General features: G+C 49.5%; 17 protein-coding genes and 3 tRNA genes. 13 read left to right on the forward strand and 7 right to left on the reverse strand.

Going from position 1 to position 17,388, the window contains the following annotated elements; all coding sequences use genetic code 11:
• Positions 1-138: 138 nt before the first annotated feature.
• The 3 genes from EGC76_RS01150 to EGC76_RS01160 are packed head-to-tail and all read left to right on the forward strand — an operon-like array spanning position 139 to position 3,942.
• Positions 139-1,167 carry a Fe(3+) ABC transporter substrate-binding protein gene (locus EGC76_RS01150; protein ID WP_246013861.1) on the forward strand — a complete coding sequence of 343 codons (1,029 nt, stop codon included), beginning with the start codon at positions 139-141 and terminating at the stop codon, positions 1,165-1,167.
• The gene (locus EGC76_RS01155; protein WP_128351186.1) at positions 1,167-2,837 is read left to right on the forward strand and encodes an ABC transporter permease; all 1,671 of its coding nucleotides are present in this window, start codon (positions 1,167-1,169) and stop codon (positions 2,835-2,837) included. Before EGC76_RS01150 ends, EGC76_RS01155 begins: the two co-directional genes overlap by 1 nt.
• Positions 2,818-3,942, forward strand: coding sequence for an ABC transporter ATP-binding protein (locus tag EGC76_RS01160; protein ID WP_128351187.1), 1,125 nt, complete (start codon positions 2,818-2,820; stop codon positions 3,940-3,942). The genes EGC76_RS01155 and EGC76_RS01160 overlap by 20 nt, the downstream gene beginning before the upstream one ends.
• On the opposite strand, the gene EGC76_RS01165 is transcribed toward EGC76_RS01160, so the two are convergent.
• Positions 3,919-4,884, reverse strand: a complete 966-nt coding sequence (locus EGC76_RS01165) for a CorA family divalent cation transporter (RefSeq protein ID WP_128351188.1) — start codon at positions 4,882-4,884, stop codon at positions 3,919-3,921. The genes EGC76_RS01160 and EGC76_RS01165 overlap by 24 nt on opposite strands.
• Before the next feature lie 117 nt (positions 4,885-5,001).
• Between EGC76_RS01165 and EGC76_RS01170 the strand changes: the two genes are divergently transcribed.
• From EGC76_RS01170 to EGC76_RS01195, 6 genes are all read left to right on the forward strand, one after another.
• Complete coding sequence (locus EGC76_RS01170; RefSeq protein WP_128351189.1) at positions 5,002-5,976, forward strand: calcium/sodium antiporter; 975 nt, start codon at positions 5,002-5,004, stop codon at positions 5,974-5,976.
• Complete coding sequence (locus EGC76_RS01175; RefSeq protein ID WP_128351190.1) at positions 5,973-6,419, forward strand: DUF3429 domain-containing protein; 447 nt, start codon at positions 5,973-5,975, stop codon at positions 6,417-6,419. The genes EGC76_RS01170 and EGC76_RS01175 overlap by 4 nt, the downstream gene beginning before the upstream one ends.
• 209 nt (positions 6,420-6,628) lie before the next feature.
• A complete protein-coding gene (locus EGC76_RS01180) occupies positions 6,629-6,850 on the forward strand; it encodes a bacterioferritin-associated ferredoxin (protein WP_128351191.1) in 222 nt (73 codons plus the stop codon).
• Positions 6,851-6,884: 34 nt separating this feature from the next.
• Positions 6,885-7,355: a bacterioferritin gene (gene bfr, locus EGC76_RS01185; RefSeq protein WP_128351192.1), complete on the forward strand. Its 471-nt coding sequence runs from the start codon at positions 6,885-6,887 to the stop codon at positions 7,353-7,355.
• A 10-nt stretch (positions 7,356-7,365) separates the two neighbouring features.
• Positions 7,366-7,839, forward strand: a complete 474-nt coding sequence (gene bfr / locus EGC76_RS01190) for a bacterioferritin (protein WP_128351193.1) — start codon at positions 7,366-7,368, stop codon at positions 7,837-7,839.
• Between the two features lie 6 nt (positions 7,840-7,845).
• The gene (locus EGC76_RS01195; protein WP_128351194.1) at positions 7,846-8,826 is read left to right on the forward strand and encodes a mechanosensitive ion channel family protein; all 981 of its coding nucleotides are present in this window, start codon (positions 7,846-7,848) and stop codon (positions 8,824-8,826) included.
• Position 8,827: 1 nt separating this feature from the next.
• Here EGC76_RS01195 and EGC76_RS01200 read toward each other — a convergent pair whose 3' ends face one another.
• Positions 8,828-10,699 carry an acetate--CoA ligase gene (locus EGC76_RS01200; protein WP_128351195.1) on the reverse strand — a complete coding sequence of 624 codons (1,872 nt, stop codon included), beginning with the start codon at positions 10,697-10,699 and terminating at the stop codon, positions 8,828-8,830.
• A gap of 260 nt (positions 10,700-10,959) precedes the next feature.
• Between EGC76_RS01200 and EGC76_RS01205 the strand changes: the two genes are divergently transcribed.
• The 4 genes from EGC76_RS01205 (at position 10,960) to EGC76_RS01220 (ending at position 14,534) form a co-directional block, all read left to right on the forward strand.
• A tRNA-Ser gene (locus EGC76_RS01205) sits at positions 10,960-11,047 on the forward strand.
• Between the two features lie 150 nt (positions 11,048-11,197).
• The gene (gene ggt / locus EGC76_RS01210) at positions 11,198-12,922 is read left to right on the forward strand and encodes a gamma-glutamyltransferase (RefSeq protein ID WP_128351196.1); all 1,725 of its coding nucleotides are present in this window, start codon (positions 11,198-11,200) and stop codon (positions 12,920-12,922) included.
• A gap of 20 nt (positions 12,923-12,942) precedes the next feature.
• Positions 12,943-13,722 (forward strand): ZIP family metal transporter, encoded by a 780-nt coding sequence (locus EGC76_RS01215; RefSeq protein WP_128351197.1) that lies wholly within the window; start codon positions 12,943-12,945, stop codon positions 13,720-13,722.
• Positions 13,719-14,534 carry an SDR family oxidoreductase gene (locus EGC76_RS01220; RefSeq protein ID WP_128351198.1) on the forward strand — a complete coding sequence of 272 codons (816 nt, stop codon included), beginning with the start codon at positions 13,719-13,721 and terminating at the stop codon, positions 14,532-14,534. Before EGC76_RS01215 ends, EGC76_RS01220 begins: the two co-directional genes overlap by 4 nt.
• 80 nt (positions 14,535-14,614) lie before the next feature.
• On the opposite strand, the gene nadA is transcribed toward EGC76_RS01220, so the two are convergent.
• The 5 genes from nadA to pal all read right to left on the reverse strand — a co-directional run bounded on the left by nadA (position 14,615) and on the right by pal (position 17,343).
• Positions 14,615-15,661 carry a quinolinate synthase NadA gene (nadA, locus tag EGC76_RS01225; protein WP_164876769.1) on the reverse strand — a complete coding sequence of 349 codons (1,047 nt, stop codon included), beginning with the start codon at positions 15,659-15,661 and terminating at the stop codon, positions 14,615-14,617.
• A 66-nt stretch (positions 15,662-15,727) separates the two neighbouring features.
• Positions 15,728-15,803 (reverse strand) — tRNA-Lys (locus EGC76_RS01230).
• Between the two features lie 31 nt (positions 15,804-15,834).
• Positions 15,835-15,910, reverse strand: a tRNA-Lys gene (locus EGC76_RS01235).
• A 139-nt stretch (positions 15,911-16,049) separates the two neighbouring features.
• Positions 16,050-16,787: a tol-pal system protein YbgF gene (ybgF, locus tag EGC76_RS01240; RefSeq protein ID WP_128351199.1), complete on the reverse strand. Its 738-nt coding sequence runs from the start codon at positions 16,785-16,787 to the stop codon at positions 16,050-16,052.
• A 16-nt stretch (positions 16,788-16,803) separates the two neighbouring features.
• Positions 16,804-17,343, reverse strand: a complete 540-nt coding sequence (gene pal, locus EGC76_RS01245) for a peptidoglycan-associated lipoprotein Pal (protein WP_128351200.1) — start codon at positions 17,341-17,343, stop codon at positions 16,804-16,806.
• Positions 17,344-17,388 lie beyond the last annotated feature (45 nt).

Here is a 17,388-nt window from a genome sequence, read left to right on the forward strand (position 1 = left end):
CCTTTTAAAATTTTCCAAATCTGGTGTTGATAATAATTCTCATTTGCGTCAAACTATTTGTAGGTACCAAATGCGAATCAATATCGTTCATTCTTTTTTTTCGATATACTTCACCCCATCAATACGAGGTATTCAACAATGAGTTCAACTATGTTGCGTAAATTATTCACTCTAACAGCAATCGCTGCAGGCCTCACTGCTACAGTAGCACAAGCCGCCACAGTTAACCTTTACTCAGCCCGCAAAGAAGCACTGATCAAGCCGGTACTGGAAAAGTTTACCGCAGAAACTGGCATTGAAGTACGCCTTTTAACAGGCGGTGGTGATGCGCTTCTTGCTCGCCTGCAAAATGAAGCAGCAAATACCCCAGCCGATTTATTCCTCACCGTAGATGCGGGCAACTTGCATCGTGCGGCCGAAGCTGGCGTATTTCAACCGCTCACCTCAGCTGCAGCCTTAGCAGCTGTGCCTGACCATCTGCACGGCACCGACAATTTATGGGTTGGTTTAAGCTTACGTGCACGCCCTATTTTTTATGCTGCAGACCGCGTTGACCCAAGTCAACTCAGTGGCTACGAAGACTTGGCCAAGCCGCAGTGGAATAACAAAGTATGCATTCGCTCGTCAGACAACATTTACAACCAATCGCTTACCGCCGCTTTAATTGAACATTGGGGCGAAGAGAAAACCGAAGCCTGGGCGAAAGGTTTAGTGGCAAACTTGGCCAAACCGCCAGTAGGTGGCGATCGTGATCAACTGAAAGCCGCAGCCGCTGGTGTTTGTGACCTTGCCGTAGCAAACACTTACTACTTTGGCTTAATGCAAACCGGTGACGATGCTGAACAACGCGAAGCCGCCAGTAAACTTAAAATCTTCTGGCCAAATAAAGATGAATTCGGCACTCACGTCAATGTATCGGGTATTGGCTTAACCAAACACGCCAAGAACAAAGCTGAAGCAGAGCAACTCATCGAGTTCTTATTATCAGCTGAATCACAAGCTTGGTACGCAGCCACCAACAATGAATACCCCGCTGTTGAAGGCGTTGAGTGGAGCGAAACCCTGCAAGCGTGGGGCGAGTTTAAAGCCGATGATTTGTCGATGACATTTCTTGGCGAAAACAATGCCGCTGCAGTTAAATTAATGAATCGTGCTGGCTGGCGTTAATGGGTTTTAATTTGTGGCGCCAATTTACTTTGGTCTTAACGGCCGTCGTTATCGGCGTGCCGTTATTGGTCATTTGTTGGTCGGTGCTGCAATTATTAGGTGGGGGCGATACCTCCACCTTAACTCATTTATGGGCCACGGTTGTGCCCGAGTACATTCGCAACTCAGTGTTGCTGTTGCTCGGTGTCGCAGCCGGTGTAATCAGTATTGGTGTGAGTACCGCTTGGCTGACTACCGCATGTCGCTTTCCCGGGCAGCGTTTCCTAAGTTGGGCGCTGCTGTTACCGCTCGCCATGCCAGCTTACATTACCGCCTACACCTACACCGGCATGCTCGACTTCGCTGGCCCCGTACAAAGCACGCTGCGTGACTGGTTTGGTTGGGGCTATGGCGACTACTGGTTTCCACAAGTTCGCAGCTTAAGCGGCGCCATACTCGTATTGAGTTTGGTATTATTTCCTTATGTTTACTTAATCACCCGCGCTACGTTCATCCAGCAATCGGCAACCACCTTAGAAGCAGGTCGCAGTTTAGGCCTTAACCCGTGGCAATGCTTTTTACGGCTAGCGCTGCCCCTGGCGCGCCCAGCCATAGTAACTGGCACCACGCTGGCATTGATGGAAACCCTCGCCGATTACGGTACGGTGCAATATTTCGGTGTCACCACCTTTACCACCGGCATTTTTCGCACGTGGTACGGGTTGGGCGATTTGCAAGGCGCATTGCAACTGGCGGGCATGCTACTGGTTGCGGTAATTCTATTAATTTTTATCGAACGCTGGTCGCGTAGCCAAGCGCGCTATGACCAGCGTAGCAATCGCCCTGCTCCACCTTTTCAACTGACAGGCTGGAAAGCCATCGCAGCGAGTATTGCCTGCTGGTTGCCACTAGTATTTGGCTTCTTACTGCCCGCACTGCAGCTGGCCAGCTGGTCGCTTGAACGGCGCGAAGTATGGGCCGATAGCGCCTTTTGGCAGCTCACATTCAACAGTTTTGGGCTCGCTGTTCTCGCTGCTGTTTTGGTGGTCATTATGGCCTTGTGGCTGGCTTATGGTCGGCGCCAATTACCCACCCGAATTGTCCGCACCAGCGTCGCCTTCGCAGGGTTAGGTTATGCTATTCCGGGGCTTGTTATCGCGGTTGGCTTAATGGTGTTTTTAACCACATTGGATCACGGCATTATCGCGCTCAGCAAGGCATGGTTTGACTACAATCCAGGCCTACTGCTTTCAGGCACCTTGTTCGCCCTGCTGTTTGCCTACAGTGTTCGCTTTTTAAGTGTGTCACTGCAAACCATTAATGCTGGCTTAGGTGAAATTCGCCCCAGCATGGACGAAGCCGCGCGTATTCAAGGCTACTCGCCGCTGCAAGTGCTGCGTAAAATACATTTGCCACTGCTGCGCCCCAGCGTTCTCACCGCGCTCATTTTAGTGGGCGTAGATGTGCTAAAAGAGCTGCCCGCAACGCTGGTACTGCGACCTTTTGATTTTAATACGTTAGCCGTTCGCGCATACGAAATGGCTGGCGACGAGCGGCTGCCCGATGCTGGCCCACCGGCTTTGATGATGGTTTTAGTTGGCTTAATTCCAGTTATTTTATTGTCACGCGCTATGTTAAAGTCGCAACAATCTGCGCTGAAGGAGCAAGAGTTTGTCCCGGTTACAGCTTGATAAAATTCATATTAGCTTTGGCGCCGCACACATTGTTAACGGCGTCAGCTTACAACTTGAGCAAGGCGAAATTGGCTGTCTTCTGGGGCCAAGCGGCTGTGGTAAAACCACATTGTTACGCGCAATAGCCGGCTTTCAAAGCCTGCAGGTTGGCAGCATCAGCATTGACAACAATACCGTTTCAGAAAGTAACAAAACCGTGCCACCAGAACAGCGTGGTGTCGGTATGGTATTCCAGGACTTTGCGTTATTTCCGCATCTGAATGTGGCCGATAACATTAGCTTTGGCATGCGCAAGGCCAGCTCAACCGAACGCCGTAAACGCGTTGATGAATTGCTTGACCGCATTGGCCTACCCGGTTATCACAAACGGTTCCCACATGAATTATCCGGCGGCCAGCAACAGCGTATCGCATTAGCCAGAGCCTTAGCGCCCAAGCCCGGATTACTCCTACTCGACGAGCCATTCTCGAGCCTCGACGCCGAATTGCGTGAACGCTTGGCCGTGGAAGTTCGCGAGTTATTAAAAAATGAAGGCATTACTGCGTTGCTGGTTACCCACGACCAACAAGAAGCCTTCGCCATGGCTGACAAAGCCGGTGTGATGTATCAGGGTGAGTTATTGCAGTGGGACACGCCGTATCAACTGTACCACCAACCGCGCCATCAATTAGTGGCCGACTTCATTGGTCACGGTGTGTTATTACAAGGCACCGTCAATACCCAGGGCTCGCTGGCATCGCCACTAGGTATGCTTGAACACCCAAGCCTTATGCAGGTAGCCGGTGGCACGCCGGTAAGCTTTCTAGTGCGCCCTGATGACATCGTGCCAGACCCTGAGTCACGCTTGCGCGGCAAGATCAAGGCCCGTGGTTTTCGTGGTGCGCACAACCTCTACACGGTGCAGCTAAGCAGTGGTATTGAATTGCTCACTTTGAGTCCGTCGCATGAAGTACTTGACGTTGGCGCAGATATTGGCCTGCGCGCAGAGTTTGACCATCTCGTCGTATTCGCAGCAGATCACTGCGAACTACCCGGTTTTCACGAGCAAGCACCTACAGTGCAGCCGTTACCGAGCGTTTTACCAAAATCGCAGTCGGCGTAACAGCAAAAACTCGATAACCGCGATGATAAGCAACGCGCCGCTAAATATCCAAAACGCGTTGCTGTCATCAACACCCGGCATGCCACCAATATTAATTCCAAACAACCCAGTTAAAAAACTGATTGGCAAGAACACCCCTGCAACCATCGATAACCAATAGGTGTTGCGGTTCATTTTTTCAGCCAAATCTTGATGCAGGTGCTCGCGCAGCATCCACACCTGTTCCAGCAACATTTCCATGTTTTCAAGTTCACGATGGGTGTTGTCACGCTCGTTCAGTAACCACTGCGCCCACTCCGCATCAAACCATTTCGGCCCGTCTGCAGCCAGCTTGTCTAATGCCGTTAACTGGGGGCGCACAAAGCGCGTTAACCGTAACAAGCGCCGGTGCAGATTCGTCAGCGCACGCTGACGGTCACTGGTGGTGCCACGCTCATCGTCTTCAAGCCGTTCCATTTCCGCTTCAATGTTATCTTGCAGCAACTCAATGTTATTGGTCATTTCATCAACCAGCTGCAAAATAAAGTCAGGTAAAGACTGCGGCCCCTGTTGCGTTTCAAGCAAGCCTTGAATGAGTCGTACCGCAGTAACAGGACGGCGACGGAAGCTATAGAGATTGCCTTTGAAATACAAAATACGCAGACTTATCATGTCTTCCGGCTTATCACCGTCGGCTTTATTCACGCCCCGTAATATCAACAGAAAACCGTCATTGATTCGATCAAACCGCGGCCGCGTGTCCTCTTCCAAAACCGCATCTATAACAGGATCAGGAATACCCGACTGTTCCAGCCACGCAGATAATCCGGCAATATTGCGTTGAAAATGAAACCAACTGTTTTGGCGTGTATGAAACGCATCGTGAATCGGTTCTGCTGGATGACTGCTGAAATCCCAGCTGTCGATCATAAATTCTGGGCGTGCTAACTGCTTGTCCGTCATGCCTAAATTCCTCTTCATTCGAATATAATCAGTCTAGACGTTCACAAGGTGCATTCACAAGTACTATCAATTCGCGCTAAAATATTGACCAACTTCAAAAAAATACCAAGGAATATTATGTTGCTTGCCATTGCTGCGATTATTTTTGGCCTCGCGTTATTAGTCTGGAGCGCGGATCGCTTTGTTGAAGGCGCAGCCGCTACCGCCAATCACTTAGGCATGCCAGCACTGCTTATCGGCATGGTGATTATCGGGTTTGGTACTTCCGCGCCTGAAATGGTGGTATCGGCACTCGCTTCTTCGCAAGGAAATCCTGGGCTAGCGCTCGGAAACGCGTACGGCTCCAACATCACCAATATAGCCTTAATTCTTGGTATCACCGCGGTGCTTGCCCCTATTTCTGTCGCCAGCCAAGTATTAAAGCGCGAAGCGCCGATGCTTATTGCCATCACATTATTATCCGCTTGGCCACTGATGGACGGCGTCATTACCGAACTCGAGGCTTGGGTGTTATTGGCAATCTTCGCCAGTTATCTTGGGTGGAGCATTTACCAAGGTATGACCGGCAGCACTGACGTACTCAGTACTGAGTACGATCAAGAGATAAAAGCTTCGGCCATGCCAATCGGCCGCGCGGTCACTTGGCTTGTAGTTGGTTTGATCTTACTGATTATAAGTTCACGTATACTCGTTTGGGGCGCAGTTGATATCGCTACTGCGCTTGGCGTAAGTGACTTGATTATTGGTTTAACTGTGGTCGCTATTGGCACCTCGTTACCTGAATTGGCATCGGCCATTGCCGCAGTGCGCAAAAACGAACATGACTTAGCACTGGGTAATGTCATCGGCTCCAACATGTTTAACACCCTTGCGGTAGTAGGTATCGCCGGTGCGATAACACCTATTTCACTTGAACCCTTAGTGTTGCAACGCGATTGGTTGGTGATGACAGTGCTTACGTTCTTGTTGCTGATTTTTGCGTTTCGCCCAAATAACCGCCCGAATCGAATCAATCGCATTCATGGCGGAATATTTATCGCCTGTTACATTGGTTACACGGTGTACTTGCTGCAAACAGGATTTAACGTATGAATTTAATCTCGCAATATACGGCGCAGCGGCTTGGCTTTGCAGGCCTAATCCCGTTTATTGCGCTGACGCTGGTGGCGCTGCTCGATCTCAACGGCGAGCTCGCCATACGTTTATTTATAATCTACAGCGCAATCATTTTTAGCTTCCTTGGTGGAATTCACTGGGGCTTGTGCATGGCCGATGCCGACAACGACCAGCGGCGCGCATTGCAGTGGAGCATGCTGCCCTCAGTGGCAGGCTTTGGCATTTTACTCATTGCCGCCCTGCCATTATGCTGCGACTACACGCTCGCCTTCTTGAGCATTCTGGCACTACTGCACTTGTTTTGGCTCAACTACGAACGCAGAAAGCTAGCAGAGCACAGCTGGTACCTAGAGCTCCGTAGCCGCCTCACGTTCACCGTTGTAGCGCTGCACGTCATCCTAATCATCATAAGCATTTAAGTGAAAACCGTTATTCGTGCGCTTTGCTGCTCGTGCGTTCGCTCCGCTCACTGTTAGTACGTGCTGCGCACTGTTCGTAATGATTTTCCGAATAGCGCAGCGCACGAACAGCAAAGCGCACGAGTAACGAATAACGCTCTTTTCTTTTCGCTATTGCGAATCGTTCTTGTTTGCGTTATCATTAGCTCAGTAACTATACGGAGCTATCTATGTACGTTTGTCTTTGTAAAGGCGTCACGGATAAAACGATTCGCCGCGCCGTCGATGACGGCCTCAGCAGCATGCGCGAGCTACGCCAGCAATATGGTGTGGGTACGCAGTGTGGTTGCTGTACACAATGTGCGAAAAGTATCGTCAAAGACGCAGTTGCCGAGCGCAATGCCCGACTCAAATCTGAAACTTTATTGCCAATCGAGGTGTGCTACGCTTAAGCTGTTAAAAAAATAGCAGCAAGGAGTAGTACCCATGAAAGGTGACAGCAAAGTTCTGCAAGAGCTCAATCGCATACTTACCCGCAAGCTCACAGCCATTAACCAATATTTCCTACACGCCCGCATGTACAAAAACTGGGGCTTTGGTGAGCTAAATAGCACCATCTATAAAGCCTCAATTTATGAAATGAAACACGCCGATGACATCATTGAGCGCATTTTATTTCTTGGTGGCCTGCCTAACTTGCAAGATCTCGGCAAACTCTACATTGGCGAAGACCCGCACGAAATGCTGCAACTCGATCACAAAGTGCAACTCGATGATGTGGTTGAAATTCGCAAGGCAATCAAAACGTGCGAAAGCGCTCAAGACTATGTCAGCCGTGATGAGTTGACGGAAATTCTCGAACAACAAGAAGAACAACTGGATTGGCTTGAAACCCAACTGGATCTGGTTGAGAAAATTGGCATTGCTAATTACTTGCAAACCAAGTTAGACGCATAAAGGAGCAGCTATGAGTCTTGACCATCAGGCCATTATTGAACAATTAAATCGACTATTGGCGTTCGAACTCACTTCGATTGACCAGTACACAGCGCATTCGCGCGAATACGAAGACATGGGCTTTGATAAACTCTACGAGCGCATTAATCATGAGGTAGATGACGAGCGCGGCCATGCCGACTTGCTCATTCGTCGCATATTATTTTTAGGTGGCCAACCGAATATGAATGGCCGCGAACAACACACCATCGCTCACGATGTGCCAACCATGCTGGCCAATGACTTGCAGCTTGAGTACAACAACGCGAAAACCTTGCGTGAAGTGATTAACTTTTGCGAACAAGCCGGCGACTTTGTTAGCCGCGACATGCTGGTTGGGATTTTAAAAGATACCGAAGAAGATCATGCTTATTGGCTGCGTCAGCAACTTGAGCTCATTGATAAGTTGGGGCTACCACTGTATTTACAGGCACAAGTGAGATAACCACAGATGGACGAATTTTTGGCAGAAGTGCGCCAGCTCTTTAGTTGGCTCAACACTGAGCTGTTTAAAGTGGGCGAAACCGCAATTACGTACGGGTCATTTTTCCGTGTTCTGATTATCCTCATCGTCACGTACATTATCTCGCGGGTGCTGCAAAATGCTTTACGCCGCTTCGCGTCATATCGTAAATCACTGGCTCAATCGTCGGTGTACGCACTCACGCGAATCACCCACTACGTGGTGATGTTAGTCGGTGCATTGATTGCTGTCTCGTCCATCGGTATTGATCTTACCAAGTTTGCCATCTTTGCCAGTGCCTTAGGTATTGGTGTTGGTTTTGGCTTGCAGAATCTCATCAGCAACTTCACCGCAGGTATTATGTTGCTGTTCGAAAAAACCTTAAAAGTAGGCGATTTTGTTGAACTGGAATCCGGTGTTACCGGCGAAGTGCAAGAAATAAATATCCGCAGCACCATTATTACCACCAATGACAACATCGATATCGTGGTGCCGAATTCTGAATTCGTAAATGGTCGCGTCACCAACTGGACCATGCGCGATACCATTCGTCGTTTGAAAGTTGAGTTTGGTGTTGCTTACGGAACCGACAAAGAGTTAGTGCGCAAGGCTGTGTTAGAGGCTGCTTCGCGTGTTCCCCATACGCTCGATGATGGCAGTCACCGACCGCCACAAGTGTGGCTTACCGAGTTCGGTGACAGTTCATTAAATTTTGAGTTAGTCGTATGGTTGCAGCCTGAAGCGGTGAACCGCCCCAGCGCCGTTAAAGCCGCATTCATGTGGGAAATTCATACATCGCTCGAAGAATATGACATTGAGATTCCATTCCCTCAACGCGATTTGCACATTCGCTCTTGGGCGGAAGATGCTCAGTTGAAAATGGGCTCTTTGGAAGCCAAAGAGAAGAAACGCAGCACCAAATCAGCGAAAAACAAACGCCCTGAAAATGATGCTGCCGAAGAGCTTTAATTTAGCTTAAGCGATCACGAATTTCGTCAATACAGGTGGGGTCATCAATGGTTGATGGCACCACCACTTCTTCACCATCAGCGATTTGCCGTAACACTCTGCGCAAAATTTTCCCCGAACGGGTTTTCGGCAAACGTGGCACCACCAAAATTTTCTTCAAACAGGCTACCGCACCAATCTCATCGCGCACCCGTTGCACCAAGCGGGCTGCCAGCTCTGTGTCACTGATCGCTACACCGTCTTTGGTTATCACTAAGCCCACGGGTACTTGCCCTTTCAGCGCGTCTTGCACACCAATAACAGCGCATTCAGCCACAGCAGCATCTTGTGTTAGCACTTCTTCCATTTCGCCCGTTGATAAACGATGCCCCGCTACATTAATGACATCATCCGTACGGCCCATGATAAACACATAGTCGTCATCATCTTTATAGCCACCGTCACCAGTGCTGTAATAGCCCGGAAACTCACTCATATAGCCGCTAATAAAGCGGTCGTCGTCGTTCCAGATGGTGGTTAAACAGCCTGGCGGCAACGGCAATTTTATGGCCACCGCACCCTGCTCATTGGGGGCAACTTCCTGCGCTTTGTAATCTAAGATACGCACATCGTATCCCGGTAATGGCAAGGTTGCAGAGCCTGGCTTTATCGGATGCTCAGCAATGCCAACTGGGTTCGCACAAATTGGCCAACCGGATTCGGTTTGCCACCAGTGGTCATACACGGGTTTACCGGTTATGTCGGTGGTCCAATCATAGGTTGCTGGGTCGAGGCGTTCCCCCGCCATATAAATACGCTCCAGTGAGCTGAGATCATAACTCTCAAGCAGCGTACCTTCGGGGTCTTCTTTTTTTACGGCACGAAATGCCGTTGGCGCTGAAAACAGCACATTCACTTTATAGTCCGCGCACACGCGCCAAAAAGCGCCCGCATCGGGTGTGCGCACGGGCTTGCCTTCATACATAATGGTAGTCGCGCCAGCCAATAGCGGCCCGTACACGATGTACGAATGCCCAACCACCCAACCAACGTCTGAGGCAGTAAACATCACCTGCCCCGGCGCGATGGCATAAACCGTTTGCATGGAATAGTTGAGTGCCACAGCATAGCCACCTGTATCGCGCACCACGCCCTTCGGCTTGCCGGTGGTTCCCGAGGTATACAACACATACAAAGGGTCGGTACTGGTCACCACAGTGCACTCTGCGGGGGTTACCCCCTTTAAGCCTTGCTGCCAGTCAATATCGCCAGCGCGACTTAAATCCGCTTTACACTGCTCGCGCTGAAATACAATCACATTGGTTGGCTTATGTTTGGCTTCGTCCACGGCTTTATCCACCAGCGGCTTATAGGCAATCACGCGGTTAACCTCAACCCCACACGAGGCCGTAACAACCAGTTTAGGCTTGGCATCATCGATGCGTACCGCCAACTCATGCGGTGCAAAACCGCCGAATACCACAGAATGAATCGCGCCTAAACGGGCACAGGCCAACATTGCGATGGCCGCCTGCGGTATCATGGGCATGTAAATAACAACCCGATCGCCCTTTTTCACATGCTGCTTTTTCAGCAAGCCAGCAAACAGGGCCACTTCATCTCGCAGCTGGCGGTAGGTATAGGTTTGTTTCTGCCCAGTTACCGGAGAATCATAAATCAGCGCAAGCTGCTCACCACGGCCATTATCAACGTGATAATCAAGCGCCATAAATGAAATATTTAGCTCGCCATCTGCGAACCAGTCCGCCATTCCGCTTGGCTTTATCGCGCAGGCTTTGGTCGGTTCCTTAAACCAATGCAGCTGCCCTGCTTGTTTTAGCCAAAATGCTTCGGTGCGTTGTAATGAAGACTCATATTCCCGTGGGTAACTCATAGTAAATTCCTTGTTTACTGCTACTTGCTCTAATGTAGCGTGTTACGGGATTTTTCCCATACGACTTAGGTATGAAGCTCGTTATTCGTTGTTCGTTATTCGTGCGTTCGCTCCGCTCACTGTTCGAAATGATTTATCGAATAGCGTAGCGGACGAACAGCGCAGCGCACGAACAACGACAAGCGAAGCGATCGATTAACGAATAACGAATAACGATGTTGATTTACTCAAGGCTTTTCCCTATCATACCCGCCACTTCAGGAGAGGTGTCCGAGTGGCTGAAGGAGCACGCCTGGAAAGTGTGTATACGGCAACGTATCGAGGGTTCGAATCCCTCTCTCTCCGCCAGATACAAAATAACCGCCCATGTGGCGGTTTTTTTGTGGCTTCAGTTTGGCCCTTCGCGACGGTTCGCCCCTTTACTGCGGTTATAAACATTGCTCATTGTAGCAGCACTTCATATAGTGGTTTGCACGTACACACTATGGAGTGAACACCATGAACCACCTCGTTACAGGGTCCAAAGCCGCCATCGCAAGCTGTGCGCTCGCGCTTGCCTGCGGTTTTGCATCATTTTCAAGTTCAGCCGCAGACCGGCTAACCGGGCATCATTTTGCAACACGCTCAGAGGCTATGGCACCAAACGCCATGGCAGCGACCAGCCAACCCCTAGCAACGCAAGTTGCCTTAGACATCATGCAAGCTGGCGGTAATGCCATTGACGCGGCCATTGCAGCCAATGCTTTACTGGGTTTGGTTGAACCAACGGGTAACGGTATCGGCGGTGACTTATTTGCCATCGTTTGGGATGCCGACGGTAAACGCCTGCATGGTTTGAATGCTTCAGGGCGCTCGCCGCAATCACTGACGCTCGACTATTTTATTGAAAATGGTTACGAGTCAATCCCGCCACGGGGTGTATTGCCACTGTCTGTGCCTGGTGCAGTAGACGGCTGGTTTGAGTTGCACGAAAAGTTTGGCAAGCTGCCCATGAGCCAAGTACTGGCTCCAGCCATTGAATATGCTGAACAGGGCTTTCCAGTCACTGAGGTCATTGCTTACTATTTTGAACGTAATGCGCAAGTGCTTAAAGACGAGCCGGGCTTTGCGGATGTGTTTCTGAAAGATGGTGTGCCGCCGCAAAAGGGTAAAATGTTTAAAAACCCTGACCTTGCTAACACCTTGCGCAAAATTGCTGAAGGCGGTCGTGATGCCTTTTACAAAGGCGAAATTGCTAAAACCATCGGCGAATTTGTACAAGAACACGGTGGCTTTCTCAGCTACGACGACTTAGCCAACCACAGTTCAGAGTGGATTAATCCGGTTTCAACCAACTATCGCGGATACGATTTGTGGGAATTACCCCCGAACACTCAAGGTATTGCTGCCCAGCAGATTTTGAATATTCTGGAAAACTACGACCTTGCTAGCATGGGCTTTGATAGCCCTGAGTACGTGCACTTATTTGTCGAAGCGAAGAAGTTAGCGTTTGAAGACCGCGCCAAATATTACTCCGATCCAGATTTCAACGATGTGCCGGTTGAAGGCTTGTTGGATAAAAACTATGCCAAGCAACGCGCCAAACTCATTAATATGGAACGCGCTGGCAAAGCTTACGAGCCGGGTAACCCACCGACTGAAGGCGATACCATCTACCTGACTACCGCTGATGCCGAAGGCAATATGGTGTCACTGATTCAAAGCAACTACCGCGGCATGGGCTCAGGCGTAACGCCAACCGGCCTCGGCTTTGTCATTCAAGACCGTGGTGAACTGTTCGCGTTAGACAAAAATCACCGAAATGTGTATGAGCCGGGCAAACGTCCGTTCCATACCATTATTCCAGCGTTTGTAACCAAAGACGGTAAGCCATTGATGAGTTACGGCGTTATGGGCGGTGCCACACAGCCGCAAATGCATGCGCAAATTCTTATCAACATGATTGATTTTGGTATGAACTTGCAAGAAGCTGGTGATGCACCACGAATCCTGCACACGGGTTCAAGTCAGCCGACTGGCGAGATCATGAGCGACGGCGGTGCGATAAGCCTTGAAAACGGTTTCTCTGACCATACCCGTCGTGAATTGATTAAAATGGGCCATACCTTGCAAGAAGCTGTTGGCCCATACGGTGGCTACCAAGCCATTTGGCGCAACCATGAAGAAGGCGTATATTACGGTGCATCAGAGAGCCGCAAAGACGGCCATGCTGCAGGGTATTAATCGTATAAGGAACTAACACAATGGATTTAGTGCTTACGGCATTGATAGCCAGTACCGTAACCGGTGGACTCACGGCCGTAGGCGCGCTTCCTATTTTAGTCGGTAAAAAGCCTTCAGAGCGCTTTAACGACACCTTGTTAGGTTTTGCGGCTGGCGTCATGCTAGCCGCTTCGTTCTTCTCTCTGATCATTCCTTCAATCGATATTTCTACCGAAATATATGGCGCAGGCCCCTTACCGGCAGCCATTGCTGTAGCCGGTATTCTACTCGGCGCTGTCGCTATTTTCTTGCTTGATCGGTTACTGCCTCACCGCCATTTTATTAGCGGCCCCGAAGGTCCAAACACAGATAAAATAGCGGGTGTGTGGTTGTTTATATTCGCCATCGCCATTCATAATTTTCCCGAAGGCTTAGCCGTTGGCGTTGCCTATGGCAGTGGCCAACAAGAAACCGCATTCTCGTTAGCTTTGGGGATCGGCTTGCAGAATTTACCCGAAGGGCTGGCAGTTGCTGTTGGCCTGGTCGCCGTTGGCTATTCCCGATTGCTGGCATTTGGCGTAGCCTCTTTGACTGGCTTAATTGAACCGATTGGTGGCTTGTTTGGCGGAGTTTTCGTCAACATTTCCGAATTGCTATTACCTTGGGGGCTGGTTTTCGCGGCTGGTGCCATGTTATTTGTTATTAGCCATGAAATTATTCCAGAAACCCACCGCCACGGTCATCACAGCCGCGCTACCGCAGGTTTGATGGTTGGTTTGGTGGTGATGTTATTTCTCGATGTTTGGTTAGGAGCGGTATGAGTCAGGCTAAAGTACTATTCTTAGGTTATGGGGACATCGCGCAGCGTACAGCGCAACTTATGGTGGCAGCGGGCTGGCAAGTTGTTGGTGCCTGCAGACATCCAGATCGCAAACCGGCCATCAACGGCGTTGAGGTTGTTGCGGCAGATGCTAACAACGAACGTGAATTGAGCGCTTTATTAGCGCATGAGTTCGATGCGATTGTGGTTACACTCACACCATCGGATTACAGCCGCGAAGGTTATCACCAAGGTTATGTAGTGCCCTGTCGGCACCTGCAACACCTATTGCATCAGCTGGCAAATCCACCACGGGTACTTTATATCTCCAGCACAGGCGTATATGGCCATCGCAATGGTGAATGGGTTGACGAAACCAGCCCAACCAAACCTGACAGTGACAGCGGTGAAATGCTGTTACAGGCTGAACAAGTGATTCAAGGCAGCCCGGCGGCTGTCAGTATTTTGCGGTGTTCGGGCATTTATGGTTCGGGTCGTGAGCGGCTTCAGCAACAATTACGCGAAGGCTCGGCCGTAATTACGCCAGCGTGGACGAATCGCATTCATAGCGACGATATTGCGGGATTTATTGCGTATCTATTGGAAAACCCTGCACACAATGCGCCGGTTTATCTGGTTACTGATGATGAGCCATTGTTGCAAGCCGATGCTTATCAACGCATGGCCACACGCCTTGGCGTTTCCATCGACAATCTAAAACGCACCGATAAAGTCGGGCCGCGCGGCAGCAAGCGTTTAAGCAACAAACTGATGCGCGCGACCGGTTACGTTCTAAAGCACCCAACGCTTTAATCGTTAATCGTTATTGGTTAATCGTTGGTGTGAACGAACAACGACAAGCAAAGCGATCGAATAACGAACAACGGGTTTTATTAGCCTTTGAATTGCAGCATTCGGTTCAGAGGCTTCAACGCGCGCTCAGCAAGCGCAGCATCCACATGAACCTCATGGCCTGCACCACCGCTCTCTAGTGCCTCAGCGATAGCTACAAGACCATTCATTGCCATCCAGGGGCAATGCGCACAGCTGCGGCAGGTTGCGCCGTTACCAGCTGTTGGTGCTTCAATGAAGTGCTTGTTCGGTGACAATTGCTGCATTTTGTAAAAAATGCCGCGGTCCGTTGCCACAATAAAGGTTTCATTCGGCAATTCTTGGCTGGCTTTAATCAGTTGCGACGTAGACCCCACCGCATCCGCTAATTCAACCACCGCCTGTGGTGACTCTGGGTGCACTAAAATAGCAGCTTCCGGATAAACGCGTTTGAGATCTTCAAGCGCCTTCATCTTAAATTCATCATGCACAATACAGGCGCCCTGCCACATAATCATGTCAGCACCGGTTTGCTTCTGAATGTACGCACCTAAATGCTTGTCCGGCCCCCACAAAATCTTCTCACCATTAGCATCCAGGTGATCAACAACTTCCAACGCAATGCTTGAAGTAACCACCCAGTCGGCACGCGCTTTAACAGCGGCCGAGGTGTTGGCATACACCACCACCGTACGATCAGGGTGCTCATCACAAAACTTGGAGAATTCTTCAATTGGGCAACCCAGATCAAGTGAGCAGGTCGCCTCTAAAGTGGGCATTAATACGCGCTTGTTCGGCGTTAATATTTTGGCGGTTTCGCCCATGAACTTAACGCCAGCAACAATTAATGTTTCTGCTTTATGCTGCGCGCCAAAGCGCGCCATTTCGAGTGAGTCAGCAACACAACCGCCGGTTTCCTCAGCTAACGCCTGAATTTCAGGGTCAGTATAATAATGAGCAACCAACACCGCATTTTTTTCCTGCAATAATTGCTTAATGCGGGCGATGTATTCTGCCTTTTGCGCGTCGGTTAAAACTTTTGGTTTTGGCGGGAACGGATAGTCAAAACTATCAATCACCCGTGCTTGAATTTCTGCCGTAATGCTCATGGTACCACTTCAGTGCATAGAAAAAGTTGCGGTAGTATAAATCAAAATCTTGCAGGGGGAAAATAGTGGTGGGTTGTGCAGGATTCGAACCTGCGACCAATTGATTAAAAGTCAACTGCTCTACCAACTGAGCTAACAACCCACTATAAATTTTTGAAGAAGTTGAGAGTGATTGGTGGGTTGTGCAGGATTCGAACCTGCGACCAATTGATTAAAAGTCAACTGCTCTACCAACTGAGCTAACAACCCATCACTATCTTGCTGCGCACTTATCAGTGGCAACGGCGGCATAGTTTACTTAAAAAGCCGCTCGTTGCAACTGTAAATTGAAGGAATCGGGTGCGTTTGCTCAATTTGCGAACGTTTCGCCGATTTTTCTACAGGATATTTACAAATTCGATAACCGTTTGCGAGCCAAACCGGCTTCAGTCGAATCCGCATATTCGGTGATGACCTGATTGTATAACTCACGCGCCTGTTCAGTTTGATTCTGCTGCTGAGCGATAATGCCGAGCTTCAGAATACAATCGCCGCGCTTGTTGCTATCAGGAAAATCGGTCACGACGGTCGAGAAGTGAACCTTCGCTTGGTCATATTTGCTTTCAGCAAATAGCAATTGCCCTAACCAATAATGTGCATTTGGCACATAGGTTGAGTCTGGATAGTTTTTGATAAATGACTCAAAGGCAGGTACAGCGGCATCATAGCGTTTGTCGCGCAGAACCAACTGAATCGCTTGCTCGTAGGCATCATTTTCAGAAACATCGGATGAATAGGCGCTGGTTGCCGAAACCGGCGTCGGGTCAACCTTTGGCGATTGCGACTGCGATTGTGGCTGCGCAGCTAAGCGGCGGTCAATTTCTTGGTAGATTTCGCGCTGACGCTGAAGAATTTGCTCGATTTGATACGCGTGCTCTTCGGTTTTACCACGAAGATCAGCAACCTCATCTTGCATTTGCGACATTTGATCAAGAAGCGCCATCTGTGCCGAATTACGGGCATCCATGACACGTTCAAGTTGATTTAAACGTTCTTCGAGAGAACCACTGCCTAACTTAGAAACCGGTGCCTGCGCATGCAGGACACCGGGAATCAGAAAGGCCAATACTAATATTACTTTTTGCATTGGCTCAACCAGTTACTTAGTAAACGAGTACACCGCGGCGGTTTTTCGCGTAGGCGTCATTGTTTGAAGCGTTAATTAACGGCTTTTCTTCACCGTAAGAAACGGTTGTAACCTGGCTTGAACTTACGCCCAAGTTTTGCAAGTACTGAGCAACAGCTTTCGCACGACGCTCACCTAATGCAATGTTGTATTCTGGCGTGCCACGCTCGTCACAGTGACCTTCAACAGTCACAGTTACATTTGGGTTTTCAACTAAGAAATCCGCGTGTGCAGCAAGTACTTGTGCGTACTCAGAAGAGATACGTGAATCGTCAAATGCAAAGAAAACCATGTTTTCTTGACGTAATTCAGCAACTTTTTCAGCACGAATTTCTTCAGGAGTTTTCTGACGCTCTACTGCGCCAACATCAACACCTGATTGGTCTTGCTGTTGTTCCTGTTGTTGATTCGTTTGCTGGTCAACAGCTTCTTCAGCACCTTGGTTAGAGCTACATGCTGCTAAAGTCAGCATAGGTACTGCAATGAACAGACTTTTTAAGGCTTTATTTGCGTTCATATCCGCGTTCCTTTCTTTCATGTAAGTGATTAAACTTTCAATGTT

Source organism: Pseudidiomarina gelatinasegens (assembly GCF_004025325.1).
Lineage (GTDB): Bacteria > Pseudomonadota > Gammaproteobacteria > Enterobacterales > Alteromonadaceae > Pseudidiomarina > Pseudidiomarina gelatinasegens.